This is a genomic window from Variovorax sp. PMC12, from assembly GCF_003019815.1.
Taxonomy (GTDB): domain Bacteria; phylum Pseudomonadota; class Gammaproteobacteria; order Burkholderiales; family Burkholderiaceae_C; genus Variovorax.
Genome location: NZ_CP027773.1, coordinates 2112437 through 2136175, shown reverse-complemented (window position 1 = coordinate 2136175; position 23739 = coordinate 2112437). Strand labels below are relative to the sequence as shown.

The 23739-nt window shown below is 69.1% G+C and carries 26 protein-coding genes; 11 read left to right on the top strand and 15 right to left on the bottom strand.

The features are described from left to right. The first annotated feature begins 138 nt into the window (after window positions 1-138). A complete protein-coding gene (locus C4F17_RS10005; protein WP_106935132.1) occupies window positions 139-1089 on the top strand; it encodes an AEC family transporter in 951 nt (316 codons plus the stop codon). A gap of 21 nt (window positions 1090-1110) precedes the next feature. Here C4F17_RS10005 and pdxH read toward each other — a convergent pair whose 3' ends face one another. After that, entirely contained in the window at window positions 1111-1764 is a 654-nt protein-coding gene (gene pdxH / locus C4F17_RS10000; RefSeq protein ID WP_106935131.1) for a pyridoxamine 5'-phosphate oxidase, read from the bottom strand. A gap of 29 nt (window positions 1765-1793) precedes the next feature. On the opposite strand from pdxH, the gene C4F17_RS09995 reads away from it, so the two are divergent. Beyond that, window positions 1794-2372 carry a nucleotidyltransferase family protein gene (locus tag C4F17_RS09995; RefSeq protein WP_106935130.1) on the top strand — a complete coding sequence of 193 codons (579 nt, stop codon included), beginning with the start codon at window positions 1794-1796 and terminating at the stop codon, window positions 2370-2372. Here the strand turns inward: C4F17_RS09995 and C4F17_RS09990 are convergent. Both C4F17_RS09990 and C4F17_RS09985 read right to left on the bottom strand, forming a co-directional pair. Next, window positions 2362-2898 (bottom strand): superoxide dismutase family protein, encoded by a 537-nt coding sequence (locus C4F17_RS09990; protein WP_081268009.1) that lies wholly within the window; start codon window positions 2896-2898, stop codon window positions 2362-2364. The two genes, C4F17_RS09995 and C4F17_RS09990, sit on opposite strands and share 11 nt — an antisense overlap. Continuing rightward, on the bottom strand, window positions 2895-3608 hold the full coding sequence (locus C4F17_RS09985; RefSeq protein ID WP_106935129.1) for a gamma-glutamylcyclotransferase: 714 nt from the start codon (window positions 3606-3608) through the stop codon (window positions 2895-2897). Before C4F17_RS09985 ends, C4F17_RS09990 begins: the two co-directional genes overlap by 4 nt. 135 nt (window positions 3609-3743) lie before the next feature. Between C4F17_RS09985 and C4F17_RS09980 the strand changes: the two genes are divergently transcribed. The 4 genes from C4F17_RS09980 (at window position 3744) to C4F17_RS09965 (ending at window position 7854) form a co-directional block, all read left to right on the top strand. Beyond that, window positions 3744-4301 (top strand): OmpA family protein, encoded by a 558-nt coding sequence (locus C4F17_RS09980; RefSeq protein ID WP_081268011.1) that lies wholly within the window; start codon window positions 3744-3746, stop codon window positions 4299-4301. A gap of 197 nt (window positions 4302-4498) precedes the next feature. Then, window positions 4499-6328: a phosphogluconate dehydratase gene (edd, locus tag C4F17_RS09975; protein WP_106935128.1), complete on the top strand. Its 1830-nt coding sequence runs from the start codon at window positions 4499-4501 to the stop codon at window positions 6326-6328. A 159-nt stretch (window positions 6329-6487) separates the two neighbouring features. Then, entirely contained in the window at window positions 6488-7123 is a 636-nt protein-coding gene (gene eda / locus C4F17_RS09970) for a bifunctional 4-hydroxy-2-oxoglutarate aldolase/2-dehydro-3-deoxy-phosphogluconate aldolase (protein ID WP_106935127.1), read from the top strand. A gap of 2 nt (window positions 7124-7125) precedes the next feature. Further along, window positions 7126-7854: a haloacid dehalogenase type II gene (locus C4F17_RS09965; protein WP_081268014.1), complete on the top strand. Its 729-nt coding sequence runs from the start codon at window positions 7126-7128 to the stop codon at window positions 7852-7854. Here C4F17_RS09965 and C4F17_RS09960 read toward each other — a convergent pair whose 3' ends face one another. The 7 genes from C4F17_RS09960 to C4F17_RS09930 all read right to left on the bottom strand — a co-directional run bounded on the left by C4F17_RS09960 (window position 7855) and on the right by C4F17_RS09930 (window position 13865). Continuing rightward, the gene (locus C4F17_RS09960; protein ID WP_106935126.1) at window positions 7855-8412 is read right to left on the bottom strand and encodes a DUF1697 domain-containing protein; all 558 of its coding nucleotides are present in this window, start codon (window positions 8410-8412) and stop codon (window positions 7855-7857) included. A gap of 19 nt (window positions 8413-8431) precedes the next feature. Beyond that, on the bottom strand, window positions 8432-8845 hold the full coding sequence (gene gloA, locus C4F17_RS09955) for a lactoylglutathione lyase (protein WP_081268016.1): 414 nt from the start codon (window positions 8843-8845) through the stop codon (window positions 8432-8434). 61 nt (window positions 8846-8906) lie between these two features. Next, entirely contained in the window at window positions 8907-9587 is a 681-nt protein-coding gene (locus tag C4F17_RS09950; protein ID WP_106935125.1) for a glutathione S-transferase family protein, read from the bottom strand. Between the two features lie 101 nt (window positions 9588-9688). Beyond that, window positions 9689-10375, bottom strand: a complete 687-nt coding sequence (locus C4F17_RS09945; RefSeq protein WP_106935124.1) for an ABC transporter ATP-binding protein — start codon at window positions 10373-10375, stop codon at window positions 9689-9691. Further along, window positions 10372-12051, bottom strand: coding sequence for an ABC transporter permease (locus tag C4F17_RS09940; RefSeq protein WP_106935123.1), 1680 nt, complete (start codon window positions 12049-12051; stop codon window positions 10372-10374). Before C4F17_RS09940 ends, C4F17_RS09945 begins: the two co-directional genes overlap by 4 nt. A 40-nt stretch (window positions 12052-12091) precedes the next feature. After that, window positions 12092-13156: a Fe(3+) ABC transporter substrate-binding protein gene (locus C4F17_RS09935; RefSeq protein ID WP_106935122.1), complete on the bottom strand. Its 1065-nt coding sequence runs from the start codon at window positions 13154-13156 to the stop codon at window positions 12092-12094. A gap of 160 nt (window positions 13157-13316) precedes the next feature. After that, the gene (locus tag C4F17_RS09930) at window positions 13317-13865 is read right to left on the bottom strand and encodes a PaaI family thioesterase (protein ID WP_106935121.1); all 549 of its coding nucleotides are present in this window, start codon (window positions 13863-13865) and stop codon (window positions 13317-13319) included. 75 nt (window positions 13866-13940) lie between these two features. Here C4F17_RS09930 and C4F17_RS09925 point away from each other — a divergent pair, with 75 nt between their 5' ends. The 4 genes from C4F17_RS09925 to C4F17_RS09910 all read left to right on the top strand — a co-directional run bounded on the left by C4F17_RS09925 (window position 13941) and on the right by C4F17_RS09910 (window position 18023). Continuing rightward, window positions 13941-14396 carry a MarR family winged helix-turn-helix transcriptional regulator gene (locus C4F17_RS09925; protein ID WP_106935120.1) on the top strand — a complete coding sequence of 152 codons (456 nt, stop codon included), beginning with the start codon at window positions 13941-13943 and terminating at the stop codon, window positions 14394-14396. Window positions 14397-14506: 110 nt separating this feature from the next. After that, a complete protein-coding gene (locus C4F17_RS09920) occupies window positions 14507-15820 on the top strand; it encodes an MFS transporter (protein WP_106935119.1) in 1314 nt (437 codons plus the stop codon). A gap of 23 nt (window positions 15821-15843) precedes the next feature. Then, the gene (locus C4F17_RS09915; protein ID WP_106935118.1) at window positions 15844-17265 is read left to right on the top strand and encodes an MATE family efflux transporter; all 1422 of its coding nucleotides are present in this window, start codon (window positions 15844-15846) and stop codon (window positions 17263-17265) included. A gap of 47 nt (window positions 17266-17312) precedes the next feature. After that, a complete protein-coding gene (locus C4F17_RS09910; protein ID WP_106935117.1) occupies window positions 17313-18023 on the top strand; it encodes an SDR family oxidoreductase in 711 nt (236 codons plus the stop codon). 12 nt (window positions 18024-18035) lie between these two features. Here the strand turns inward: C4F17_RS09910 and C4F17_RS09905 are convergent, their stop codons facing one another. The 5 genes from C4F17_RS09905 to C4F17_RS09885 all read right to left on the bottom strand — a co-directional run bounded on the left by C4F17_RS09905 (window position 18036) and on the right by C4F17_RS09885 (window position 22791). Continuing rightward, window positions 18036-18353 (bottom strand): hypothetical protein, encoded by a 318-nt coding sequence (locus C4F17_RS09905; RefSeq protein WP_106935116.1) that lies wholly within the window; start codon window positions 18351-18353, stop codon window positions 18036-18038. A gap of 203 nt (window positions 18354-18556) precedes the next feature. Continuing rightward, window positions 18557-19294: an aldolase gene (locus C4F17_RS09900; RefSeq protein WP_081268027.1), complete on the bottom strand. Its 738-nt coding sequence runs from the start codon at window positions 19292-19294 to the stop codon at window positions 18557-18559. A 39-nt stretch (window positions 19295-19333) separates the two neighbouring features. Beyond that, window positions 19334-19975: a 2-dehydro-3-deoxy-6-phosphogalactonate aldolase gene (locus C4F17_RS09895; RefSeq protein WP_106935115.1), complete on the bottom strand. Its 642-nt coding sequence runs from the start codon at window positions 19973-19975 to the stop codon at window positions 19334-19336. After that, window positions 19972-20883: a 2-dehydro-3-deoxygalactonokinase gene (locus C4F17_RS09890; protein ID WP_106935114.1), complete on the bottom strand. Its 912-nt coding sequence runs from the start codon at window positions 20881-20883 to the stop codon at window positions 19972-19974. Before C4F17_RS09890 ends, C4F17_RS09895 begins: the two co-directional genes overlap by 4 nt. 171 nt (window positions 20884-21054) lie before the next feature. Beyond that, a complete protein-coding gene (locus C4F17_RS09885) occupies window positions 21055-22791 on the bottom strand; it encodes an IlvD/Edd family dehydratase (protein ID WP_106935113.1) in 1737 nt (578 codons plus the stop codon). A 149-nt stretch (window positions 22792-22940) separates the two neighbouring features. Here C4F17_RS09885 and C4F17_RS09880 point away from each other — a divergent pair, with 149 nt between their 5' ends. After that, window positions 22941-23684, top strand: coding sequence for a FadR/GntR family transcriptional regulator (locus tag C4F17_RS09880; RefSeq protein ID WP_081268031.1), 744 nt, complete (start codon window positions 22941-22943; stop codon window positions 23682-23684). Window positions 23685-23739: the final 55 nt, after the last annotated feature.

The following is a 23739-nucleotide window of genomic DNA, read 5'->3' as shown; positions in this document are numbered from 1 at the left end:
CCCTCCCCCTCTAGGGGAGGGCAGGGGTGGGGGCCAGCGGCCTGGGTTGAAGCCGTGGTTTGTCCAAGCGCCGCTTGCCCCCATCCCAGCCTTCCCCCGGGAGGGGAAGGAGCAAAAACGCTCGGCTATCCTCGCCGGGTGAATTCGTTCGTCATCTCCTCGCTTCTTCCCGTCGTCCTGCTCATCGCCGCGGGCTACCTTGCCGGAAGGCGCCGCTGGATCGGCGGCAATGCGGTGAAGGACCTGTCGAACCTCATCTTCCTGCTGCTCGCGCCCGCGCTGCTGTTCCGTGCCATGAGCACGGTGCACGTCGAGCAGCTGAGCCTCAAGCCGGTGGCGGCGTACTTCATCGCCTCGGGCCTGCTGTTCGCGGGCACGATGGCGCTGCGCGGATTCAATCGCACGGCGGCCGTGATCGCGCTGGCCAACACCTACAGCAACACCGTGATGATCGGCATCGCGCTGATCGGCCTGGCCTACGACGAGGACGGCATGGTGGTGTTGCTCACCCTCATTTCGTTGCACTCGCTGGTGCTGCTGACCAGCGCCACGGTGGTGCTGGAGCTGGCGGTGGCGCGCGAGCACGCAGCCGACGGCGGCGCGCAGAAACATTCGATGGCGCGCACCGTGCTGCGCGCGCTGCGCAACGCCATCATCCATCCGGTGCCGCTGCCGATCCTGGCCGGGCTGCTGTTCGCGCAGACCGGACTCGTGATGCCCGAGGTCATCGACAAGCCGATCCAGTTGCTGGGGCAGGCCTTCGGACCGGTGGCGCTGGTGATGGTGGGCATCACGCTTGCGCTCACGCCCATCGGGCGGCACTGGCGCGGCGCGCTGACGCAGGCGCTGGTGAAAAACCTGCTGCACCCGCTGCTGGTGGCCGCCATCGGCTGGGTGCTGGGTGTGCGCGGCATTCCGCTCACGGTGATGGTGGTGGCCGCGGCGCTGCCAATCGGCGCCAACGTGTTCCTGTTCTCGCAGCGCTATCGCACCGCCGAAGACCTGGTGACGGCCAGCGTCGCTGTGTCGACGGTGCTGGCCCTCGGCACGCTCACGCTGGTGATGGTCTGGGTGCAGTGGCTGCCCTGAAGCAAGGCCTGGCGATGCGGCTCAGGGCGCGAGACGCTCGCGCACCCAGTCCGCGCCTTCGAGCCGGTAGCGCAGCCGGTCGTGCAACCGGCTCTTGCGGCCCTGCCAGAACTCCCAGCGATCAGGGACCAGCCGGTAGCCGCCCCAATGCGGCGGGCGCGGCGGAGAGAGCAGGTGCCTGGCGGCGAACAGGGCCGCGTTCTTCACCAGCACGTCGCGTCCGCTGATCACCTCGCTCTGCGGGCTGGCCCAGGCGCCGATGCGCGAATCGAGCGGGCGGCTGGCGAAGTAGGCGTCGCTCTCGTCGGCGCCGGCCTTCTCGACGCGGCCCTCGATGCGCACCACGCGCTCCAGCTCGACCCAATGGAATTGCAGCGACGCATACGGGTTGCCAGACAGCTCGCGGCCCTTGCGGCTCTCGTAGTTGGTGTACCAGACGATGCCGCGCGCGTCGTAGCCCTTGATGAGCACGATGCGGCTCGACGGCCGCAGGTCGCTGCCCACGGTGCACAGCGTCATGGCATTGGGCTCGGGCACCTGCGCGTCGATGGCCTCGGTGAGCCAGCGTTCGAACTGCTTCAGCGGATCGCCTTCGCTGTGGGCCTCGCCGAGCTCGGCGCGCTCGTAGCTCTTGCGCAGCGCGGCCAGCGCGTCATTGGAAAGAGGGGAAGTCATGACAGGATTGTTGCGCACATACTCCGCCCATGACGACCAACAAGGCGAATTCCCCGGTGGTGATCGTGCTGGCCTCGGGCCGCGGCGAACGCTTCATCGCGGCCGGCGGCACGGGCTCCAAGCTTCAGGCGCCGCTGGCCGGCAAGCCGGTGCTGGCCCGCACGCTGGACGCGGTGCGTGCGAGCGGACTGCCGTGGCACCTGGAAGATGCCGGGCACCCCGGCATGGGCGATTCGATCGCGGCGGCGGTGCGGGCCACGTCCGATGCCGCCGGCTGGCTGATCCTGCCGGGCGACCTGCCGCTGGTGCGGGCCGAAACGCTGATGGCTGTGGCGGCCGCGCTGGGCACCGGCGTGGGGGCGGTGCAGCCGCAATACCGCGGAGAGCGCGGCCACCCGGTCGGCTTCGGGGCCGCCTGCCATGCGCAACTCGCGGCGCTGGAAGGGCCCCTTGGCGCATCGTCCGTTCTGCGCGCGATGCGCGCGGCGGACTCGGTGCTCGACCTGCCGGTGGACGACATCGGCGTGGTGACCGACATCGACACGCCAGAGGCCCTGGCGCACGCCGAGGCGCTCTGGCTCGCCGGGCCGGGCAGCCTCAGCGCGTGATCACCGCGCAGGCGATGCGCGGACCGGAATTGCCCGAAGGCTGGGTCGTGAAGTCGTCGCGGTCGCGGTGAACGACGAGCGCGCGGCCGATCACGTTGTTGGGGGTGCCGTCGGTCAGCGAGATCGAGTGGTCTTCCACGCTGAAGCGCGCCACGCCGCCGGCGTCGGCCACCAGGCTCGGCAGTTCGCCGGCATGGCTGCCCGGCGCGGCGAACTTGCCGTGCGTGGCGCCTGTGGGGTTGAAGTGGCCGCCGGAGGCATCGCCGTTGTTGCCGCAGTCGCCCTTTTCGTGGATGTGGAAGCCGTGCTCGCTGCCCGGCACCAGGCCGCGCACCTCGCCCGACACGCGCACGCCGTGGTCCAGCGCGGTGAAGGTCACCGTGCCGCGGGTCGGGTTGGGCGTGATCGCGCCGGTCGGCACCAGCTCCACGACCGTGCTGGGCTTGCCGCCCATGCTGCCGCAGGCGGCGAGTACGGCGCTGGCGGCCAGGGCGGCGGCAATGGCGGAGAGACGACGATGGTTCATGTGTTTTCCTTGGACGGTCCGGAAGAGGGGTGGGAGGGTTTGTCTGCAGACCCCGGAACATATACCGGAGGCTGCGGCGCGCCGCAATCGGCGGCGGACTGCTCTTGCTGCTCTTGCTGCTCTTGCTGCTCTTGCGCCGAGGCCAGCGCCACCAGCCGGGCCAGCGCCGCGTCGTGGATGGCGTGGCGGCGCAGTTCCGCCAGCGTCTGCCGGGCGTAGTCGAGCGAAGTTCCGTAGCGGCCCACCGCGTTGGCGAAGATGTGGCGGTAGTGGTCGTCGCTGAGTTCGCCCGTGAAGTTGGGGCTGCGCCGCGACAGCGTGAACGCCAGCGCCCGCACCGGGCCTTCGGCCGTGCCGCAGCGCAGCCACTTGGGGTCGTACACGCCGGTCGGCATTTCGCGCAGCCAGAGCCGTCGCAGGGTCTCGAGCCCTTCGGCCTTCGGCACCCGGAACACCATGCCCCGCACGCTGCCGCCCGAGAGCAGGCCGAACACGAGGCCGGGCACCTGCACACTGCCGCGGTTGACCCGGCTCCACATCTTCAGCGCCCGGTGCCAGCCGCGCACCCAGGCCGGGCGCCGCTCGATGAAGTCGAACTCGGGCCGCCAGATCAGCGAGCCGTAGCCGAACAGCCACAGATCCTCATGCCCGCCCCAGTCGGCGATGGCGCGTTCGAGCATCGGTTGCGGGTCGCGCAGGGGCTTGGGCATGGGGTCGAGTCCCGGCGGACCGGGATTTGGCGCCGGGTCCGACACGGGCGTGCCGGGGCCGGAGCCTACAATTTCGTGATCATGGTTCACCGCACCATTATTTACCGTCCCCTTTCCTACGGAGCAAGACCCGCAATGAGCGACGACGACAGCCAGCAAAATTTCATCCTCGGCTTCCTGATGGCGTTGATCGCTCTCGTGATCTTCTTCGTGATCGGCATCGTGCTCTGGCACAAGTCGCACAGCCCGGCCGCCGCGCTGGCGGCCGCCAAGCCGCCGGCGGTGGTGATCTCGGCGCCCGCGCCCGGCGCGGAGCCCAAGCTGGCCGAAGTGACCGAGACGGTGACGGTGACGATCCCCGACGGCGCCAGCATCCGCGTGGTCAACGGTGTGGTGAACTTCTACTTCGCAACCGGCAGCGCCGACCTGGCGCCCGGCGCCGCCGAGGCGCTGGCCGCGGTCATCAAGGGCGTGGAAAGCGGCCGCAAGGCGGTGATCTCCGGCTTCCACGACACCACCGGCGACGCTGCCATCAACGAACAGCTCGCCAGGAAGCGGGCCGAAATGGTGCGCGACGTGCTCGTGGGCCTGGGCGTTCCGGCCGCCAAGGTCGACCTGCACAAGCCCGAAGTCACCGCCGGTACCGGCAACAACGCGGAAGCGCGCCGCGTCGAGGTCAAGCTGGTCGACTGACCGCCTTGCCACCCTCGCAAGCCAAAAATAGCCCGGTCCGCCGGGCTTTTTTCATGCGCGCCGCCTCGTGGGGCATGACTGAGTAAATTCGTATCGCCCGGCGTCCTGATTTCATCAGCCCGCGGCGCCCGGCTTGGTACCATGGGCCTCCAGGCCCACAGTCGCCCCGGCGACACGCAGCAAGAGCCACTATCCCCATGAGCAGCAGCACACACCCCACCGTCCGCGACGTCACCGATCGCATCCGCGAGCGCAGCCATGGGCCGCGCAGCGCCTACCTCTCCCAGCTGGCCGAGATCCGCAACCGAGACCGCGGCTCCGACCGCATGGGCTGCGCCAACGTGGCGCACGCCGTGGCCGGCATTCCGGCCAACGACAAATTCCGCGTGGTGGCCGAGCGCGCACCCAACATCGGCATCGTCACCGCCTACAACGACATGCTCTCGGCCCACGCGCCGTACCAGGGCTACCCCGACATCATCAAGCAGGAGGCCCGCCGCCTCGGTGCCACCGCCCAGGTGGCCGGCGGCGTGCCGGCCATGTGCGACGGCGTCACGCAGGGCACGCCCGGCATGGAGCTGAGCCTGTTCAGCCGCGACGTGATCGCCATGAGCACCGCCATCGCGCTCACGCACGACATGTTCGACGCCGCGCTGATGCTCGGCGTGTGCGACAAGATCGTGCCGGGCCTCCTGATCGGCGCCTTGCACTTCGGCCACCTGCCGACCGTGTTCGTGCCCGCCGGCCCCATGCCCTCGGGCCTGTCGAACGGCGCCAAGTCGAAGGTGCGTGAGCAGGCGGCGCAGGGGCTCGTCGGCCGCCAGGGGCTGCTCGACGCCGAAATGGCGGCCTATCACACGCAGGGCACCTGCACCTTCTACGGCACCGCCAACAGCAACCAGATGCTGCTCGAGGCCATGGGCCTGCACGTGCCCGGCACGGCCTTCATCCAGCCCGGCGACGCGATGCGCGAAACGCTCACGCGCGAGGCGGTGCGCACGGTGCTGGGCAAGGCAGGCGAGGCTGCCTTCCAGTGCCCGCCGATCGGCGAGATGGTCGACGAGCGTTGCATCGTCAACGCCATGGTCGCGCTGCTGGCCACGGGCGGCTCCACCAACCACCTGATCCACTGGGTGGCCGTGGCGCGCGCGGCCGGCATTGTGATCGACTGGGACGACTTCTCCAGGCTCTCCGACATCATTCCGCTGCTGACCCGCGTGTACCCCAACGGCAGCGCCGACGTGAACGAATTCCAGGCGGCCGGCGGCCCCGGCTTTGTGATCGGCGAACTGGTGGACGCCGGCCTGATGCACGGCGACGTGCTCACCGTGCGCGCCGGCGGCATCCGCGAATTCGCCAACGTCCCCGAGCTTGACGGCGAACAGCTGCGCTGGACCTCCGCCGCACCATCGAAGAACGACGCCGTCGCGCGGCCGGTGAGCAGCCCTTTCAGCGCCACCGGCGGCCTGAAGCTGCTGAGCGGCAACCTGGGCCGCAGCGTCATCAAGGTGTCGTCGGTGCCGGACGACCGCCATGTCATCGAGGCACCCGCGCGGGTGTTCGACTCGCAGGCGGCGCTGCACAAGGCCTTCACCGCCGGCGAGCTGGAGCGCGACGTGGTCTGCGTGGTGCGCTGGCAGGGCCCGCAGGCCAACGGCATGCCCGAGCTGCACAAGCTCACGCCGCCGCTGTCGGTGCTGCAGGGCAAGGGATTCCGCGTGGCGCTGGTCACCGACGGCCGCATGAGCGGCGCGTCGGGCAAGATTCCGGCCGCCATCCACGTGTCACCCGAAGCGGCCGCCGGCGGCCCGCTCGCCAAGGTGCGCGACGGCGACGTGATCCGGCTGGACTCGGTGGCGGGTACGCTCGCCGTGTTGCTGCCCGAAGACGAATGGGCCGCGCGCGAAATCGCGACGCTGCCCGAAGCACAGCGCAACGCCGACGGACGCGGCCTAGGTCGCGAGCTGTTCGCCGGCATGCGCAGAAACGCATTGACTGCAGAAGAAGGAGCCTGCTCATGGCTGTGATCAGGCTCGCCCCCAGGCTGCGCGCACTTCGTGTCGCTTCGCCTTCCCCCTACCGGGGGCAACACCAGCGGCCCGGCAAAGCCGGTTCCGCGGTGTTTCTGGAATCGAGCCCTGCGCAGTTCCAGGCTGCGGGCTGTACGAAATCTATGGAGCCATGAGATGACAGACAAACTCACCCCTCTCGACGTGATGCGTGACGCACCCGTCATTCCGGTCATCGTGCTGAACGACGTGAAAGACGCGATTCCGCTCGCGCGCGCTCTGGTGGCCGGCGGCATCCGCATGCTCGAGGTCACGCTGCGCACGCCGCAGGCGCTGCAGTGCATCGAGGCCATCGCCAGGGAAGTGCCCGAGGCCGTGGCCGGCGCGGGCACCATCCGCAGCGCGGCCGACGCACAGGCGTCGGCGCTGGCCGGGGCAAAGTTCGGCGTGAGCCCGGGCTACACGCGCTCCGTCGGCAAGGCCTGCCACGACCTCGGCCTGCCGCTCCTGCCCGGCGTGGCCACCGGCAGCGAGATCATGACCGCGCAGGAAGACGGCTACACCCAGCTGAAGTTCTTCCCCGCGCTGCAGGCGGGCGGCCTGCCGATGCTGAAGGCCTGGCAAGGCCCGTTCGGCGACGTCACCTTCTGCCCCACGGGCGGCATCCACGCGGGCAACGCGGCGGAGTTCCTTGCGCTGTCGAACGTGGCCTGCGTGGGCGGTTCGTGGATCGTGCCGACCGACGCCATCCGCGACGGCGACTGGGCCCGCATCGAGCAGCTGGCACGCGCCGCGAGCCAGCTGCCGCGCTGACCATGCGCGCCGGGTTCGACGCGAGCGACCTCAAGGTCATCGCGTTCGACGTCTTCGGCACGGTGGTCGACTGGCACAGCGGCATTGCGGCCGAGGCCGAAAGCGCGCTGCCGGGTGTCGATGGCGCCGCGTTCGCGCTGGCGTGGCGCGCGGGCTACCAGCCCGCGATGAAGGCCGTGATGGAGCGCATCGCCGCGGGCGAGGGCGGCTTCACCCTGCTCGACGAGCTGCACCTGAGCATGCTCGAACAGGTGCTGCACGATTTCAGCCTGGCCGACCGCCTCGACACCGCCGCCAAGCGCGAACTGAGCCGTGCGTGGCACCGGCTGCCGGCCTGGCCAGACGCGGTGGCCGGACTCACGCGCCTGAAGAAGAAATTCACCATCTGCACCCTGTCGAACGGCAACATCGGCCTGCTCACCGAAATGGCCAAGCGCGCCGGCCTGCCCTGGGACTGCGTGCTGTCGGCCGAGGTGTTCAAGGCCTACAAGCCCGACCCGCGCACCTACCTGGGCGTGGCGGGCGTGTTCGACGCCACGCCCGGCCAGGTGATGCTGGCCGCGGCGCACCACGACGACCTGGCCGCCGCGCGCACCTGCGGCCTGAAGACGGCGTACATCGAGCGCCCGCATGAGTTCGGCCGCGCCAGGCCGAAGGACGTGTCGCCGCAGCCGGACAACCATCTGCATGCGCGCGACATCAACGAGCTGGCCGACCTGCTGGGCTGCTGATCAGTCCGTGAGCAGCTTCTCGACCGTGCGCAGGTTGCGCGCGGTGGTGCTCGACTTGTAGCGGGTCTTCGCCAGCAGCTTGGCGACTGGCGTGTCGGTGCTTTCGCCGCGCGGGCATTCCCAATAAAGCACGCCCTTGCCGCGCTTCAGGCGCTCGACCTTGGCATCGACGGTGCCGGCCTTCTCGACGATCTCGTCGAGCATGGCGGCGTCGGAGCCGAACACCAGGTACGGATGCCGCTCGTCGTCGATGCGTTCGAAGGGGTAGTCCGCGGCCATGGCCGCCACGGTCTTCTGCGTGAGCAGCACGATCCATGCGTCGTAGCCGAAGCGCTTGCGCAGGGCCTGCTCGATGCGGGTGCGCAATGCGTCGCCGTCGCTTTCGTCGGTGTCGAACAGCACATTGCCGCTGGCGAGCACGGTGCGCACCGCGCCGAAGCCCAGTTCGACGAACAGCGCCTTCAGTTCGGCGCTCTTGATCGTGATGCCGTTGACGTTCACGCCGCGCAGCAGCGCGACATGGCGGATCGTGCCTGTGGCCTTCTTCGTGCCTGGCATGGCGCAGCTACGCCCGGATTCAGCGCAGGCCGCCGCCGGCGGCGCCTTCGTCGCGCTGGATCAGCTCGATCTTGTAGCCGTCGGGGTCCGTCACGAAGGCGATGACGGTGGTGCCGCCCTTGACCGGACCGGCTTCGCGCGTGACGTTGCCGCCCGCCGCCTTGATCTTTTCGCAGGCCGCGTAGGCGTCGGGCACGCCGAGCGCGATGTGGCCGTAGGCGGTGCCGAGTTCGTAGCTCTCGGTGCCCCAGTTGTAGGTCAGCTCGATCTCTGCCTGGTCGGGGTTGCCCTTGCCGTAGCCGATGAAGGCGAGGCTGTATTTGTATTCGGGGTTTTCCGACGTGCGCAGCAGGTTCATGCCGAGCACCTTGGTGTAGAAGTCGATGGAGCGCTGGAGGTTGCCGACGCGCAGCATGGTGTGAAGAAGTCGCATCTCGTGGTGCCTTGTAGTCATGAAGGGGGAGGCCGCTATTGTCGGCTTCCGCGCGCGGCGATCAAGCCGCCAGGGCCAGCAGGTGGGCCTGGTGCTTGCGCAGGAAGGCCATGAGGTGCTGCGGGTACTCGGGCACCACCGCATTGCGCACGCTGGGGCGGGCCGCGAGTGCCTGCCGCCATGCGTTGAGCCTGGACTTGCCGTCGAACACGCGCGAGTCGCTGATCGCGTCGAACACCTCGAAGTAGCGGAACACCGGCGCGAACACCGCATCGACCAGGCTGAAGCTGCTGCCCGCGAAATAGGGGCCGTCGCCGAGCGTGGCTTCCAAGCGTTCGAACTTCGCTGCGAGTGCAAGGCGCTTCTGCTCGAACACGGCGGCGTCCTGCGTGGTCTCGTAGCCCCAGAGGTCGGCGAGGATGGCCGATCCGAACTCCATCCAAGCGCGGTGTTGGGCACGCGCGAGCGGGTCTTCGGGGTGCAGGCGCGCGCCGGGCTGCGTTTCTTCGAGGTACTCGCAGATCACGTTGCTCTCGAACAGCACGGCCTCGGAGCCGTCGGGCCGGCGCACCTTCAGCAGCGGCACCTTGCCCAGCGGCGAGATGTCGAGAAACCACTGGGGCTTGTTGGCGAGATCGATCACGACGCGCTCGAAGGGCACGCCTTTTTCATGCAGCGCGATGGCGGCGCGCTGGACGTACGGGCACAGCAGGTGGCTGACGAGGGTGAGTGTCGGGGACATGGGGCTTTCCGTTCTCGAAGAGGTGTTTCGGCTCGCCGCGATTCTTGCGGGGCCGAACAACCTTTTCCCGAAAAGCCCATTCGAGAAAAGACGCCCTTGTGCTAAGCCACCGCGGTGCCTTGCCAGTGCGTGATGCGCCCGCCGTGCATCACGCCGATGCGGTCGGCCATGGCTTGCGCCTCGGTCTCGTTGTGCGTGACCAGGATCGCCGTCTGGCCCGCCTGTTTCAGGATGCCGCGCACCTGTGCCGTCAGGCGTTCGCGCGTGCCGCCGTCGAGGTTGGAGAAAGGTTCGTCGAGCAGCAGCAGGGCGGGCGAGGGCGCGAGCGCGCGGGCCAGCGCGATGCGTTGCTGCTGGCCGCCGGAAAGCTCGTGCGGATAGCGCTCCGCGGCATCTGCGAGGCCGACCAGCGCAAGCATTTCGGCCACGCGCTCATGTTGCGCGGCGCGAGGCATGCGGCGCAACCCGAAGGCCACGTTCTTCGCGGCCGACAGGTGCGGGAACAGCGCGTACTCCTGGAACATCATGCCCACGCGGCGCTGCTCCGGCGGCAGGTGAACCTGGCCGGACGACAGCAGCACGCTGCCCAGCCGGATGGTGCCGGCGCGCACCGGCTCGAAGCCCGCAATCGCGCGCAGCACCGTGGTCTTGCCGCAGCCCGAGGGGCCGAACAGGCAGGCGATTTCGCCCGCGTCCAGCGCGAGCGAGAAGCCGTCGACCACCGTGTGCGGGCCGCGCGGCGTGTCGTAGGCGAGGCTGAGCGAATCGAGGTGCAGCGAAGAACTCATGGGGTATCCGGACTGGAAGTGGCAGCGGGCGTACCCAGTTGGTTGCGCGCCAGCAGCACCACCGGCAGAAGGCCGGCCAGCACGATGCCGAGCGCGGCAATCGCGCCTTCCTCGTAGGTGCCGCGCGCGGCCTCGGCGTAGAGCCAGGTGGCGAGGGTGTCGAAATTGGCGGACCGAAGCAGCAGCGTGGCGGGCAGCTCCTTCATCGCGTCGACGAACACCAGCAGCGCGCCGGCCGCCAGCGCGGGGCGCAGCAGCGGCAGGTGCACGCGGCGCAGCGTGCCACCGGTGGTTTCGCCGAGCAGCCGCGAGGCCTGCTCGATGGCCGGAGGAATACGCGATAGACCCGCCTCGATGCCGCCCACCGGCATCGCCAGGAAGCGGATCGTGCAGGCCACCACCAGCACCACGCCAGCGGCCATCAGCGGCAGGCCCTGCCAGCCGAAGGCGGTGGCCAGCGCCGCGTCGAGCGTCAGCGCGGGCGTCAGCAGCCCGATGGCGAGCACCGTTCCCGGCACCGCATAGCCCAGCGTGGCGACGCGCGCCTGCCAGCGCGCACGGTTGATGCCGGAGCCCTGCGTGCGCGCGGTCCATGCGACCACCAGCCCCGCGGCCACGGCCGTCACGGTGACGCCCGCCGCCAGCGCCAGCGTGTTGCCCAGGCTCGCGAGCAGCCCCTGCGAGATACCGCCGCCCTGGCGCAACCGCTTGGCGCTTTCCCAGACGAGGTACAGCGCCGGGGCCACGAAGCCGATCAGCACCGGCAGCGCGGCGGCGGCGGTCGCTGCCCATGCCGCGGCCCCGCGCAGACGGCGTGGCTGCACGGCGCGCATGCGCTGCGCCGAGCCGAAGCGCTGGTGCCGCCGGCCGTTGCGTTCGAGCCAGACCAGCGCCACCACCATGAACAGCATGGCGCATGCGATCTGCGCGGCGCCTGCGAGGTCGGAGCGCGTGATCCACGTGGTGTAGACCGCCACGGTGAGCGTGTTGACGCCGAGGAATTCCGAGGCGCCGATGTCGTTGAGCGTCTCGAGCAGTGCCAGGCTCAGGCCCACGGCCAGCGCCGGCCGTGCGAGCGGCAGCGCCACGCGGAAGAATGCGCCGCGCCGGTTCTCGCCGAGCATGCGCGCGGCTTCCATCAGGTGGGCCGGCTGCGTCATGAACATCGCGCGCGCCGTCATGTAGACGTAGGGGTACAGCACGAAGCCCAGCACGAAGATCGCGCCGGGCATCGAGCGCAGGTCAGGCAGGCGGAACTGGCGCGGGCTGTCGAAGCCCAGCATCCATCGAATGGCGCCCTGCACCGGGCCGATGGGATGAAGCAGGTCGAGGTAGGCGAAGGCGACGATGTAGGTCGGCATCGCCAGCGGCAGCAGCAGCGCCCAGTGCAGCACACCGCGCCCGGGAAAGTCGTGCGCCGTGACCAGCCATGCGCAGCCGGTGCCGATCAGCAGCACCAGCGTGCCGACGCCGGCCAGCAGCAAGGCCGTGTTGAGCGCCGCCTGCGGCAGCACGTGCGCGAGCAACGGCCCCCAATGCCCGACGCCCGAGCCGAACGCGATCCACGCGAGCGAGACCACCGGGGCGAGCACGCCGACGGCGATCAGGAAAGACGCGCAGCGCCAGGCCGGGCCCGCGGCGTGCAGGCCCGGCGGCCGGCGCCGCAGGAAGCTCATTCAGTCACTTGCCGGCAAGGTGTGCCCGGCTCCGTCGAAGTCACTGGTCGAAGCCGACCTTGTCGACCAGCGCGCTGGCCTGCTTGCGGTGCTTGGCGATCTCGGTCAGCGGCAGCGGATCGACCTTCAGCTCGCCGATGGTCTGGCCGATGATCGGGTCGAGCGCCACGCCCTTGCGCACCGGGTATTCGTAGTTGGCCTGCGCGTAGAGCGCCTGGGCCGGTTCCGACACCAGGAACTCGAGCAGCTTGACCGCGTTGGCGCGCTGCGGCGCATTCCTGGCCACGGCCGCGCCGCTGATGTTGACGTGCGTGCCGCCGCTCCTGGCGTTGGCGAAGGTCGGGCGCACCACCTTGATGGCGTCGCCCCACTTGCGCGCGTCGGTGCCTTCCTTGGCGCTCTTCATCTGGCCGACGTAGTAGGAGTTGGCCAGGCCGACGTCGCAGATGCCGCCCAGGATGTCGCGCGCCACGTCGCGGTCGCCGCCGGTGGCCTTGCGCGCCAGGTTGGCCTTGACGCCGCGCAGCCACTGCTCGGCCTTGGCTTCGCCGTCGTGCGCGATCAGCGAGGCGACCAGCGCGGTGTTGTACGGGTGCTGGCCGGCGCGGATGCAGACCTTGCCCTTGTACTTCGGGTCGGCCAGGTCTTCGTAGCGGAAGCTCTTGATCGGCAGGCTCTTGTCGGCGTACAGCACGCGCGCGCGCATCGAGAGCGAGAACCACTGGCCGTCCGCGCCGCGCAGGTTGGCGGGAATGGCCGATTCGAGCGCGGCCGACTTCACCGGCTGCGTCACGCCGCCGTCCACCAGGTCCATGAGGTTGCCGATGTCCACCGTCATCAGCACGTCGGCCGGCGAGCGCGCGCCTTCGGCCTTCACCCGTTCCAGCAGGCCGTCCTTGACGAACACGGTGTTGACCTTGATGTTGCTCTGGGCGCTGAAGGCCGAGATGAGCGGCTGGATCAGCGCCGGCTCGCGCGTCGTGTAGAGCGTGAGTTCGTCGGTCGCGGCTTGCGCGGGCAGGGCGGCAACGGCCAGCCAGGCGGCGCTGGCGCTGAACAGTGCGCGCGCGGCGCGGCCTCGGACGCTTTTGCGTTCGGTGAACATGAAGAAATCCTCCGGGAAGCGGCTGTGAAATATTCTGGAAACGTCGGCGCCTGTTGCCTCGGCAGCGGCGGCGATGAGAATAATTATCACTGGGCGTGCGAAGGCCGACGCCTTTGGACTTACAGGTCGAAGGCCTACTCCGCTTCCGGGCAGGTCGGGGTCAGCGCGCCGGCGGAATCTCGAACACCAGGCAGGTGGTGGTTGCGTGCGCGTACAGCGTGCCGTCGGGGCCGTACAGGCGGGCCTCGGCGGTGGCCAGCTGCTTGCCGCAATGGATCACCTTGCCTTCGGCGCGCACGCGCTGAACCTTGGGCGTCAGGCCCTTCACGTAGTTCACGCCCAGCTCGGCGGTCGTGTAGCCGCGCCCGGGCGGCATCATGGTGTGCACCGAGCAGCCCAGGGCGGAGTCGAGCATGGTCGCGACCCAGCCGCCATGGATGGTGCCCAGCGGATTCAGGTGCTGCGGCAGCGGCGTGCCCTGGAAGATGGCCACGCCGGCGCGCACTTCCACGATCGTGAAGTCCAGGGTCTTGGCGATGGCCGCGTACGGAATCTCGCCGGCCAGCATGGCCTGCATCACTTCGAGGCCGGTCTTGCCCGCGATCTGCTCGGGGCGGGCGAGGCCGGGACCGGGGCCGGCGTCCAGGCGCTCGGTGATGCGGCGTTCTTCGGCGATCCAGCCTTCGAGCTGGTTGGGGTTCTGTGTCATGCCTGTGTTCCTTCTGGGGGCTTTGCGGAGCGGTGTTGATTGCATATGCAATAGTTGCACATACAATAATATCCCATGGACACCCCCACCAAGCCCCGCGGCTGCACCAGCTTCAAGGTGCGCCAGCTGTCGCGCCGCCTCTCGCAGCACTACGACGCCGAGGTTTCGCAAAGCGGCCTCAAGACCACGCAGTACTCGCTGCTGTCGAACCTGGCCCGCATCGGCCCCTGCCGGCCGGTCGACCTGGCTGCCGAACTCAAGATGACCGCCTCCACGCTCAGCCGCAACCTGCAGCCGCTGATTGCCGCGGGGTTCGTGGCGCAGACCGCCGGTGCCGATGCACGCAGCCGGCTGGTGCAGGTCACGCCAGAGGGCGAAGCCAAGCGGCGCGAGGCGCTGGGCCACTGGAAGACCGCGCAGCAGAAGCTCAATGCGCTGCTGGGCGTGGAGCGCGTGCTGGCGCTGCACCTGCTGATCGACGAGTCGATGGAACTGCTGGGCGCCGACGACGCACCCGACGCCGACGACTGATTCCCCCACCCACCGCTTTTTCCCCCACGCATCCACATCACGCGCATGGCCGCGCGCTGCCCCCGATTTTTTCTTCGTCCTCTACATCGCATTCCAACATCCGAGGTCCCATGTTCGCAACCCAAGTTTCCGCATGGCTGCAGCGCCGCGGCATCCACTACGGCTGGATCGTCGCCGCCATCACCTTCCTGACCATGCTGACCATGTCGGCCGCGCTGGGCCTGCCGGGGGCCATGCTCAAGCCGCTCGGCCAGGAATTCGGCTGGAGCACCGAGCAGATCTCGTCGGCGCTCGCGCTGCGCTTCGCGCTGTTCGGCCTGATGGGCCCGTTCGCTGCGGTGCTCATGGAGCGCTACGGCCTGCGCGCGGTCATCTGCACCGGCCTCGCGCTGGTCGGCCTGGGGATGGCGCTCGTCACCATGGCTTCGCAGCTGTGGCAGCTGTTCGTGCTGTGGAGCCTGATGCTGGGCCTGGGCACCGGCATGACAGCGCTGGTGCTCGGCGCGGTGGTGGCCAACCGCTGGTTCGTGGCGCGGCGCGGCCTCGTCATCGGCATGCTCACGGCCAGCTCGGCCACGGGACAGCTGGCGTTCCTGCCTTTCGCGGCCTGGATGATCGAGCACTGGGGCTGGCGCTCGGCCATCGTGCCGATCGTGATCGGCAGCATCCTCATCGGCCTGCTCGCGTTGTGCCTGATGCGCAACCGGCCGTCCGACATCGGCCTGCTGCCCTACGGTGAAAAGCCCGGCACGCAGCCGGCCGCGCCCGCCGCCGCCGCGCCCGCCATGAACTTCGCCACGCCGTTCCGCGTGCTGAGGGAAGTCTCGACCAACCGCACCTTCTGGATCCTGGCGGGCACCTTCTTCATCTGCGGCCTGAGCACCAACGGCCTGGTGCAGACGCACTTCATCTCGCTGTGCGGCGACAACGGCATGGGCGCCGTGCCCGCCGCGTCGGTGCTGGCGATGATGGGTGCCTTCGACTTCGTCGGCACCATCCTCTCGGGCTGGCTGTCGGACCGCTACGACAACCGCAAGCTGCTGTTCTGGTACTACGGCCTGCGCGGGCTGTCGCTGTTCTGGCTGCCGCATTCGGAGTTCACCATCTACGGCCTAGGCATCTTCGCGATGTTCTACGGCCTCGACTGGATCGCCACCGTGCCGCCCACCGTCAAGCTCGCGGGCGCCGCCTTCGGCCCCGCCAAGGTGGGGCTGGTGTTCGGCTGGGTCTTTGCCGCGCACCAGCTGGGCGCCGCCACGGCTGCCTACGGCGCCGGCTTCGCACGCACGCTGCTGCTGACCTACACGCCCGCACTGTATGCAGCCGGCGCGGCCTGCCTGGTGGCCGCGTTGATCGTGATGATGATCCGCCGCCCGGCTGCCAAGGCCGGCACACCCGTGACGCCCGCCGCGGCACGCGCCTGAACCGAACCCATCGAGGCCCCGCCATGACCGCTCCCGGCAACACCGCCGAACTCGACCCGCGCACCCGCCGCCTGCTGGAGGCGCCCATCGTTCCCACACTGCTGCGACTGGCAGCGCCCAACGTGCTGGTGATGGTGGCGCAGGCCTCCGTCGGCCTGATCGAAACCTACTTCGTCGGCAAGCTCGGCACCGACGCGCTCGCGGGCATGGCGCTCGTGTTCCCCATCGTCATGCTGATGCAGATGACCTCCAGCGGCGCGATGGGCGGCGGCATCGCCTCGTCCATCGCCCGTGCGCTCGGCGCGCGCCGCCGCGCCGACGCCGATGCGCTGGTGTGGCACGCCATCGTCATCGCGCTGGGCTTCGGCCTGTGCTTCACGCTCGCGCTGATACTGGGCGGGCGCTGGCTCTACGGGGTCATGGGCGGCACGGGGCCGGCGCTCGAAGCCGCGCTCACTTACTCGCACTGGGTGTTCTCGGGCGCGGTGCTGGTGTGGCTGTTCAACTCGCTGTCGGCCATCATCCGCGGCACCGGCAACATGTCGGTGCCGGCCAACGTGACGGTGGTGGGCGTGGTCTTCCTGATTCCGGCGTCGCCGCTGCTGATCTTCGGCATCGGCCCGCTGCCCGGCATGGGCATCGCCGGCGGCGCGATGGCGCTGCTGCTGTACTACCTGCTGGGCTCCATCGCGCTCATCGTCTACCTGCGTTCGCCGCGCAGCCTGCTGCGGCCCACGCTGGCCGCGCTCAAGCTGCGCTGGCCGCTGTTCCGCGACATCCTGCGCATCGGGCTGGTGGGTGCGGTGTCCACCGTGGCCACCAATCTTTCCATCGGCATCGCGACCGCGCTCACCGGGCATTTCGGCTCGGGCGCGCTGGCCGGCTACGGCACGGCCTCGCGGCTCGAGTACCTGCTGGTGCCGCTGGTGTTCGGCCTCGGCGCACCGCTGGTCGCGATGGTCGGCACCTGCATGGGGGCGGGCCAGCGCGAACGCGCGTTGCGCGCCACCTGGGCCGGCGCGGCGCTGGCCTTTGCGTTGACCGAGACCATCGGCCTCGCGGCGGCGCTGTTCCCGCGCCCGTGGCTGCTGCTGTTCGGCAATGACCCTGCAATGCTCGAGACCGGCGCGCACTACCTGCGCGTGGTGGGGCCGCTCTACGGCTTCTTCGGCGTCGGCCTGGTGCTGTATTTCGCATCGCAGGGCGCCGGCCGGCTGCTGTGGCCGGTGCTCGGCAACATCGCGCGGCTCGCGGTGGCAGGCACGGGCGGGTGGCTGGCGCTGCGCTGGGGCGGCGGGCTCACGGGCGTGTTCGCGGCGCAAGGCGTTGCGCTGGTGGTCTACGGCATCGTGATCGCGTCGGCCATCGCGGGCGGTGCGTGGTTCGGCCGGGTGGGCTGGCCGCGCACCACCAGCGGCTTGCTGCGCCGCGTGGCGCAGGCTTGAAGCGAAGCCGCAATTTCTTCTGACGATTCTCGACACAAAGGCACATCATGCAGATCAAGGACTCGGTCGTCTTCATCACTGGCGCCAATCGCGGCCTCGGCCTCGCTTTCGCGAAGGCGGCGCTGGCCGCGGGCGCGCGCAAGGTCTACGGCGCTGCGCGCGACGCCAGCTCCGTCACGCTGCCCGGCGTGACGCCTGTGGCGCTTGACGTGACGCAGCCCGCGCAGATCGAGGCGGCCGTGCGCGCCTGCGGCGATGTATCGCTGCTGGTCAACAACGCGGGTATTTCGCGCGGCTCCAGCCTGCTGGGTTCGCCCGATGCGATGGCTGCGGCGCGCGCGGAATTCGAAACGAATTTCTTCGGTCCCTGGGCGATGACTCAGGCCTTCGCGCCGGTGCTCGCGGCCAACGGCGGCGGTGCCGTGGTCAACGTGCTGTCGGCCCTGAGCTGGACCACCTTCCCGAGCGTGGCGACCTACAGCGCCACCAAGTCGGCCGCATGGTCGCTGAGCAACGGCCTGCGCAACGAACTGGCGGGGCAGGGCACGCAGGTCACGAGCCTGCACGTGGCCTTCATGGACACCGACATGGCCGCGCACGTGCCCGGTGCCAAGGCCTCGCCCGACGACGTCGCGCGGCAGGCCCTGGAGGGCGTGGAGGCGGGCAAGGCCGAGGTGCTGGCCGACGCGGTCTCCCGGCAGCTCAAGCAGGGCCTGTCGAGCGATGCGCCGCCCTATGCGGCGGCGCCTGCCCGATAAAGGCTCCGGCCCTCAGTAGCGATACGGATTGTTCGGCCGGCGGTCGTACCGGTTGGGCACGCCGTCGCCGTCGTTGTCGCGGCGACCGTGGCGGCGGTCGTCCCAGCGGCGGTCGCGGTAGTAGCGGTCATTGCCGTGGTAGTGCCGCGGGGCGTGGTAGTAGCGCGGCGGAGGCGGCGGCGCGTAGTAGCGCGGGCGCGGCGGCGGTGGCGGCACCACGTAGACCTGCGCCTGGATGAAGCTGCCGGCGGGCTGTGCCTGGGCCGGTGCGGTGAATGCGGCCAGCGACAACAAGGCTGCTGCACCGAATGCCAAAGTAAGCTTTTTCATCTCTGATCCCCACTTGTGTTTTCGAAGCCTCATCCTCGCGGCCCAGTGTGAAGTTCTTGTAAGGCTGGAGCGAAATCGGATGAAGAGCTGTAAGCCCGTGCGCGTAGGACGCGGCGCGAGCAGGACACAATTTTGAAGCAGATTTGCGCCTCGGATCACCTCCGCGGGCAGGCCTTCGGCCCCATGGCCCGTAGGCCGGACGCTCAGCCGCGCGGCGCCGGCAGCATGCGGCGCAGCGCCTCGAAGAACAGGTCCGACTGTTCGCGTTCGCCCTGGATCTGTGCCGCCACGTGCGCGGCCAGCTTCGCATCGACCGGCGCCAGCGGGCGGCCGGTCGACTGCGCGATCACCTGGTGCAGGCAGGCGCGCTCGAGGTAGTAGAGATCGTCATAGGCATGGGCGATGGTGCCTCCCGCCACGATCACGCCGTGGTTCGCCAGGAAGGCCACGTCCTTGCCCGACATGGCGCGGGCGATGCGCTCGCCCTCGGCATCGTCGAGCGCCAGGCCGTTGTATTCGGCGTCGATGGCGATGCGGTTCATGTAGCGCATCGCGTTCTGGCTCGAGGTCGGGTCGAGCGCGCGGTCGACCGTGATCGTGAGCGCCGTCGCGTAGGGCATGTGGCAATGCAGCACCACCGCATGGCCCGTGAGCCGGTGCACCGCGCCGTGGATGAACAGGGCGGTGGGCTCCACGCGGTGGCGGCCGGCGAGCACTTCGCCGTGCACGTCGATGAGCACGATGTCGTCCGGGCCGATCTCGCTCCAGTGCAGGCCGCGCGGGTTGATGAGGTAGCGGTCCTGCGCGCCCGGCAGCATCACGCTGAAGTGGTTGCAGACGCCCTCGGAAAGCCCGTGGTGCGCGGCGGCGCGAAGGGCCAGCGAGAGGTCTTCGCGCAGCTTGCGGACCGCGGGGCTGGCGTAGTCGGAATCGGCGGACATCGTGGGGGTTTCTCCTGGTTCTTGTGGGTTGGCCGGGGGTCAGGCCTGGATCACTCCGGTCCAGGCCGCGATGAATTTCTTCGCGTCTTCGCGCACCGCCGCGGCCTGCTTGCCCGGCTTGTAGAGCGCGGAGCCGATGCCGAAGCCGGCCGCGCCGCCCGCCCGCCATTCGGCCATGTTCATGGGCGTGATGCCGCCCACGGGCATCACCGGCGTGCCGGCCGGCAGCACCGCCAGCAGCGCCTTCACCACGGCGGGCGAGGCCAGCTCGGCCGGGAACAGCTTGAGCCCGGTGGCGCCGGCCGCCAGCGCGCCGAAGGCCTCGGTGGGCGTCATCACGCCCGGCAGGCAGACCATGCCGAGCCGCGCGGCTTCGGCGATGACATCGGCGTTGTAGTTGGGCGAGACGATCAACTCGCCGCCGGCCGCATGCACGTCGCGCACCTGCTGGGCGCCGAGCACCGTGCCGGCGCCGACCAGCGCCTGCGGAAAGCGCCTGCGCATCAGCGCGATGCTCTCCAGCGGTTGCGGCGAGTTGAGCGGCACTTCGAGCAGCCGGAAGCCGGGCTCGACGATGGCGTCGCCGACGTCCGCCGCTTCCGCTGGCGTGAGGCCGCGCAGGATCGCCACCAGGGGCAGCTCGCGCATCGCGGTGTTGAATTTTTCGAGGGGAGTGGTCATGCGGCTGCAGTTCTGTCGGTGTCGAGAAAGCCGGACATCGCGTGCAGTCCGGCCCAGGTGGCTTCTGCGCCCAGCGTGCGCGTGGTGACGCCGGTGGCGCGCAGCGCGAGCGTGTAGCGCTGGGTGAGGGCGGGCGAGCCGATCAGCACCACTTCGCCGACCGCCTGCAACGACTGCGTGCGCAGCTCTTCGCCTATCAGCAGGCCAGAGAGATAGCTTGCAAGCTCCTGCTTCGGCATGCGCTCGAACAGCGCCAGCGTGCGCGCGCCGAAGGCGTTGTGCAGCAGGCCGTGGCCGTTCTCCGAGCGGGTCACGCCTTCGAGGAAAGCGGCTTCGTCGAGCGGCGCAGCGGCGTCGAGCGTGCGGGCGAGGATCGAGTGCTGGCTCAGCAATGCATAGAACTCGCCCGTCATGTAGGTGCGAAAGCCCGCCACGCGGCCCTTCCTGACCGTGGCCCACTTGTTGTGGGTGCCGGGCAGCACGAAGACGCCGTCGTCCAGTCCGGTGATCGACATGGCGCCGAAGATCTGCACTTCCTCGCCGCGCATCACGTCGGGCACGCCGTCATGCTCGTCGCTCAGGCCGGGAACGATCGCAATGCGCTTGTCGGGAATGGCGTGGATGTCGATGATCTTGCGGCCCACTTCGACGCGGCCCGCGGGGCAGGCGCAGTAGGGCGCCTCGACCCAGCCCTGCTTGCTGCCGGCCATGCCGGAGATGAGGCAGCGGGTGCCTTCGGCTCGCATCCAGTCGCCGAACAGCGTCTCGAAGACTTCGGGAAATCCGCCTTCAGGCACGGTGAGGATGCCGCGCGCGTCGCTGCGTTCTTCCAGCACCTTGCCGTCGGTATCCAGCAAGGCGCCGCGCAGGGAGCTCGTGCCCCAGTCGATGGCTACCAGTCTCTTCATTTGTCCTTGTCTGTCTTGTCGTGTTTTGGTTCAGGGCGTGCGCACAGGCCACCGGGTACTCCCCGCAGCGAAATAAAGGAGGAGGGGCGAAGCCCCGGGGGACATTCGCGGAGCAAGGCACCCCGTCGGCGTGAGCGCGCCCCGAACAGCAACCAGCCTGAATCCTAGTGGCTAGTGATTGTCGCGCGGCACGAAAGACCCGCGACGCCCACGCAGGAAAGCAAGGTCGGCCCCTTGGTCGGCCTGCAGCACCGTGTCGACATACAGCTTCCAGTACCCCGAATCCAGCGGTGCCTTGGGCGCAACCCATTTCTCGCGCCGCTTCGCCAGCTCTTCGTCGCTCACATGCAGTTGCAGCCTGCGGTTTGGCACGTCGAGTTCGACGATGTCGCCGTCCTGCACCAACGCCAGCGGTCCGCCGGCCGCGGCCTCGGGCGCCGTGTGCAGCACCACCGTGCCGTAGGCCGTGCCGCTCATGCGTGCGTCGCTGATGCGGACCATGTCGGTGATGCCCTTGCGCAGCACCTTCGGCGGCAGCGGCATGTTGCCTGCCTCGGCCATGCCGGGGTAGCCCTTGGGGCCGCAGTTCTTCAGCACCATGACGCAGTGCTCGTCGATGTCCAGGTTCTCGTCGTCGATGCGCTTGTGCAGGTCTTCGGCGCTCTCGAACACCACCGCGCGGCCCTTGTGCACCAGCAGCTCCGGCGTGGCCGCGCTGGGCTTGATGATCGCGCCGTTGGGCGCGAGGTTGCCGCGCAGCACGCAGATGCCGGCCTTGTCCTTGAAGGGCTCGGCCTGGGTGCGGATGACCTGCGGGTTGAAGTTCTCGGCGTCCTTCACGTTCTCCCACAGGCTCTGGCCGGTGACGGTGAGAACATCCTTGTGCAGGTGGTCGGCGATTTCCTTGATCACCACCGGCAGGCCGCCCGCGTAGCAGAAGTCTTCCATCAGGTACTGGCCCGACGGCTGCAGGTTCACCAGGCAAGGCAGCTCGGCGGCAAGGCGGTCGAAGTCGTCGAGCGTGAGCTCGACACCCATGCGGCCCGCAATGGCCAGCAGATGGATCACGAAGTTGGTGGAGCCGCCGATGGCCGCGTTGACCTTGATCGCGTTCTCGATGGCCTCGCGCGTGAGGATCTTCGACATGTTCATGTCTTCATGCACCATGCCCACGATGCGCCGGCCCGCCTGCCGCGCGAGCACGTTGCGGCGGCCGTCCACGGCGGGGTAGGCCGCATTGCCCGGCAGGCCGATGCCCAGCGACTCGACCATGCTGGCCATGGTGCTCGCGGTGCCCATCGTCATGCAGTGGCCATGGCTGCGGTGCATGCAGCTTTCGGCCTCGAAGAACTCCTGCAGCTTGAGCGTGCCGGCACGCACCTGTTCGCTCATCTGCCACACGCCGGTGCCCGAGCCGAGCTCCTGTCCGCGCCACTTGCCCGAAAGCATCGGGCCGCCCGACACGCCGATGGTCGGCAGGTCGACGCTGGCGGCGCCCATCATGAGCGCGGGCGTGGTCTTGTCGCAGCCCATGAGCAGCACCACGCCGTCGAGCGGGTTGCCGCGAATGCTTTCTTCCACGTCCATGCTCGCGAGGTTGCGATACAGCATGGCGGTGGGGCGCAGCAGCGTTTCGCCGAGCGACATCACCGGGAATTCGAGCGGGAAGCCGCCTGCTTCGTACACGCCGATCTTCACCTGCTCGGCGAGCGTGCGGAAGTGCGAGTTGCAGGGCGTGAGTTCGCTGAACGTGTTGCAGATGCCGATGACCGGACGACCGTCGAACTGGTCGTGCGGCACGCCCTTGCCTTTCATCCAGCTTCTGTAGATGAAGCCGTCGCGGTCGTTGCGGCCGAACCATTGCTGGCTGCGAAGTTCGCCGGGTTTCTTCTTGGGGATCGTGCTCATGGGGTTTGTCTCCGAGTACCGTTTTTGTGGTGACAAACCTCAGGGTTTGTCCTGCCGGGCTGCAGTTTCAATCATCATATGATAAGCGCGGAGAGCCTGCCAGAGCCTCTGTTTTTTGGATTGGCGGGATACCGGAATTCACATCGCTCATGATCAAGAACATCCACGGTCGAACGCTCGAGCTGCTCGGTGAAGCCGTGGTGTCGGGGCGTTACGCCATCGGTGCGTCGATCCCCGCGGAGCCCGTGCTGGGCGAGGAACTCGGTGTGAGCCGCACCGTGGTGCGCGAGGCCATCAAGTCGCTGGCGGCCAAGGGCTTGATCGTCACCGGCCCGAAGGTCGGCACGCGCGTGCTGCCCAAGGACAAGTGGAACTGGTTCGACCCCGACGTCATCACCTGGCAGGCGCGCGCCGGCCTCACGCCCGAGTTCCTGCGCGACCTGCAGGACCTGCGCCGCGTGGTCGAGCCCGCGGCCGTGCGGCTTGCCGCCGAACGTGCGAGCGCGAAGGACATCGAGGAGATCGAGGCCGCCTACGCGGGCATGAAAGAGGCCGTGGAGAACGGCGGCGAGTACGTCGCCTTCGACCTGCGCTTTCACAACGGGCTGCTTTCCGCCGCCGGCAACCGCATGCTCTCGCAGATGAGCAAGGTGCTCAACGCGCTGCTTCGCACCAGCTTCGAGATATCGACCACCAAGCCCGACGGTCCCGCGCTGTCGCTGCCCCTGCACCGCGCGGTGCTAGACGCCGTCATCGCGCACGACCCCGCGAAGGCCGAGCTGGCCATCATCCGCCTCATCGACGGCGCGCGGCAGGACATCGAGGACGTGCTCGGCTCGCGCCGCAGGCTGCCGCGCCTGAGCCGGCCGCCGCCCAGGCTCAAGGCCAGCTAGCAGCTTCGGCGCCGACCACGCGTTTTCCCGCAGTTCGCATCCGGTTCTTTCACCC

Bases quoted from the DNA above. Each gene is read 5' to 3' on its own strand.
- pdxH (WP_106935131.1), bottom strand. From the start codon at position 1,764: ATGACTTCCCCTCTTTCCAATGACGCGCTGGCCGCGCTGCGCAAGAGC.
- C4F17_RS09995 (WP_106935130.1), top strand. From the start codon at position 1,794: ATGACGACCAACAAGGCGAATTCCCCGGTGGTGATCGTGCTGGCCTCG.
- C4F17_RS09990 (WP_081268009.1), bottom strand. From the start codon at position 2,898: ATGAACCATCGTCGTCTCTCCGCCATTGCCGCCGCCCTGGCCGCCAGC.
- C4F17_RS09985 (WP_106935129.1), bottom strand. From the start codon at position 3,608: ATGCCCAAGCCCCTGCGCGACCCGCAACCGATGCTCGAACGCGCCATC.
- C4F17_RS09980 (WP_081268011.1), top strand. From the start codon at position 3,744: ATGAGCGACGACGACAGCCAGCAAAATTTCATCCTCGGCTTCCTGATG.
- edd (WP_106935128.1), top strand. From the start codon at position 4,499: ATGAGCAGCAGCACACACCCCACCGTCCGCGACGTCACCGATCGCATC.
- eda (WP_106935127.1), top strand. From the start codon at position 6,488: ATGACAGACAAACTCACCCCTCTCGACGTGATGCGTGACGCACCCGTC.
- C4F17_RS09965 (WP_081268014.1), top strand. From the start codon at position 7,126: ATGCGCGCCGGGTTCGACGCGAGCGACCTCAAGGTCATCGCGTTCGAC.
- C4F17_RS09960 (WP_106935126.1), bottom strand. From the start codon at position 8,412: ATGCCAGGCACGAAGAAGGCCACAGGCACGATCCGCCATGTCGCGCTG.
- gloA (WP_081268016.1), bottom strand. From the start codon at position 8,845: ATGCGACTTCTTCACACCATGCTGCGCGTCGGCAACCTCCAGCGCTCC.
- C4F17_RS09950 (WP_106935125.1), bottom strand. From the start codon at position 9,587: ATGTCCCCGACACTCACCCTCGTCAGCCACCTGCTGTGCCCGTACGTC.
- C4F17_RS09945 (WP_106935124.1), bottom strand. From the start codon at position 10,375: ATGAGTTCTTCGCTGCACCTCGATTCGCTCAGCCTCGCCTACGACACG.
- C4F17_RS09940 (WP_106935123.1), bottom strand. From the start codon at position 12,051: ATGAGCTTCCTGCGGCGCCGGCCGCCGGGCCTGCACGCCGCGGGCCCG.
- C4F17_RS09935 (WP_106935122.1), bottom strand. From the start codon at position 13,156: ATGTTCACCGAACGCAAAAGCGTCCGAGGCCGCGCCGCGCGCGCACTG.
- C4F17_RS09930 (WP_106935121.1), bottom strand. From the start codon at position 13,865: ATGACACAGAACCCCAACCAGCTCGAAGGCTGGATCGCCGAAGAACGC.
- C4F17_RS09925 (WP_106935120.1), top strand. From the start codon at position 13,941: ATGGACACCCCCACCAAGCCCCGCGGCTGCACCAGCTTCAAGGTGCGC.
- C4F17_RS09920 (WP_106935119.1), top strand. From the start codon at position 14,507: ATGTTCGCAACCCAAGTTTCCGCATGGCTGCAGCGCCGCGGCATCCAC.
- C4F17_RS09915 (WP_106935118.1), top strand. From the start codon at position 15,844: ATGACCGCTCCCGGCAACACCGCCGAACTCGACCCGCGCACCCGCCGC.
- C4F17_RS09910 (WP_106935117.1), top strand. From the start codon at position 17,313: ATGCAGATCAAGGACTCGGTCGTCTTCATCACTGGCGCCAATCGCGGC.
- C4F17_RS09905 (WP_106935116.1), bottom strand. From the start codon at position 18,353: ATGAAAAAGCTTACTTTGGCATTCGGTGCAGCAGCCTTGTTGTCGCTG.
- C4F17_RS09900 (WP_081268027.1), bottom strand. From the start codon at position 19,294: ATGTCCGCCGATTCCGACTACGCCAGCCCCGCGGTCCGCAAGCTGCGC.
- C4F17_RS09895 (WP_106935115.1), bottom strand. From the start codon at position 19,975: ATGACCACTCCCCTCGAAAAATTCAACACCGCGATGCGCGAGCTGCCC.
- C4F17_RS09890 (WP_106935114.1), bottom strand. From the start codon at position 20,883: ATGAAGAGACTGGTAGCCATCGACTGGGGCACGAGCTCCCTGCGCGGC.
- C4F17_RS09885 (WP_106935113.1), bottom strand. From the start codon at position 22,791: ATGAGCACGATCCCCAAGAAGAAACCCGGCGAACTTCGCAGCCAGCAA.
- C4F17_RS09880 (WP_081268031.1), top strand. From the start codon at position 22,941: ATGATCAAGAACATCCACGGTCGAACGCTCGAGCTGCTCGGTGAAGCC.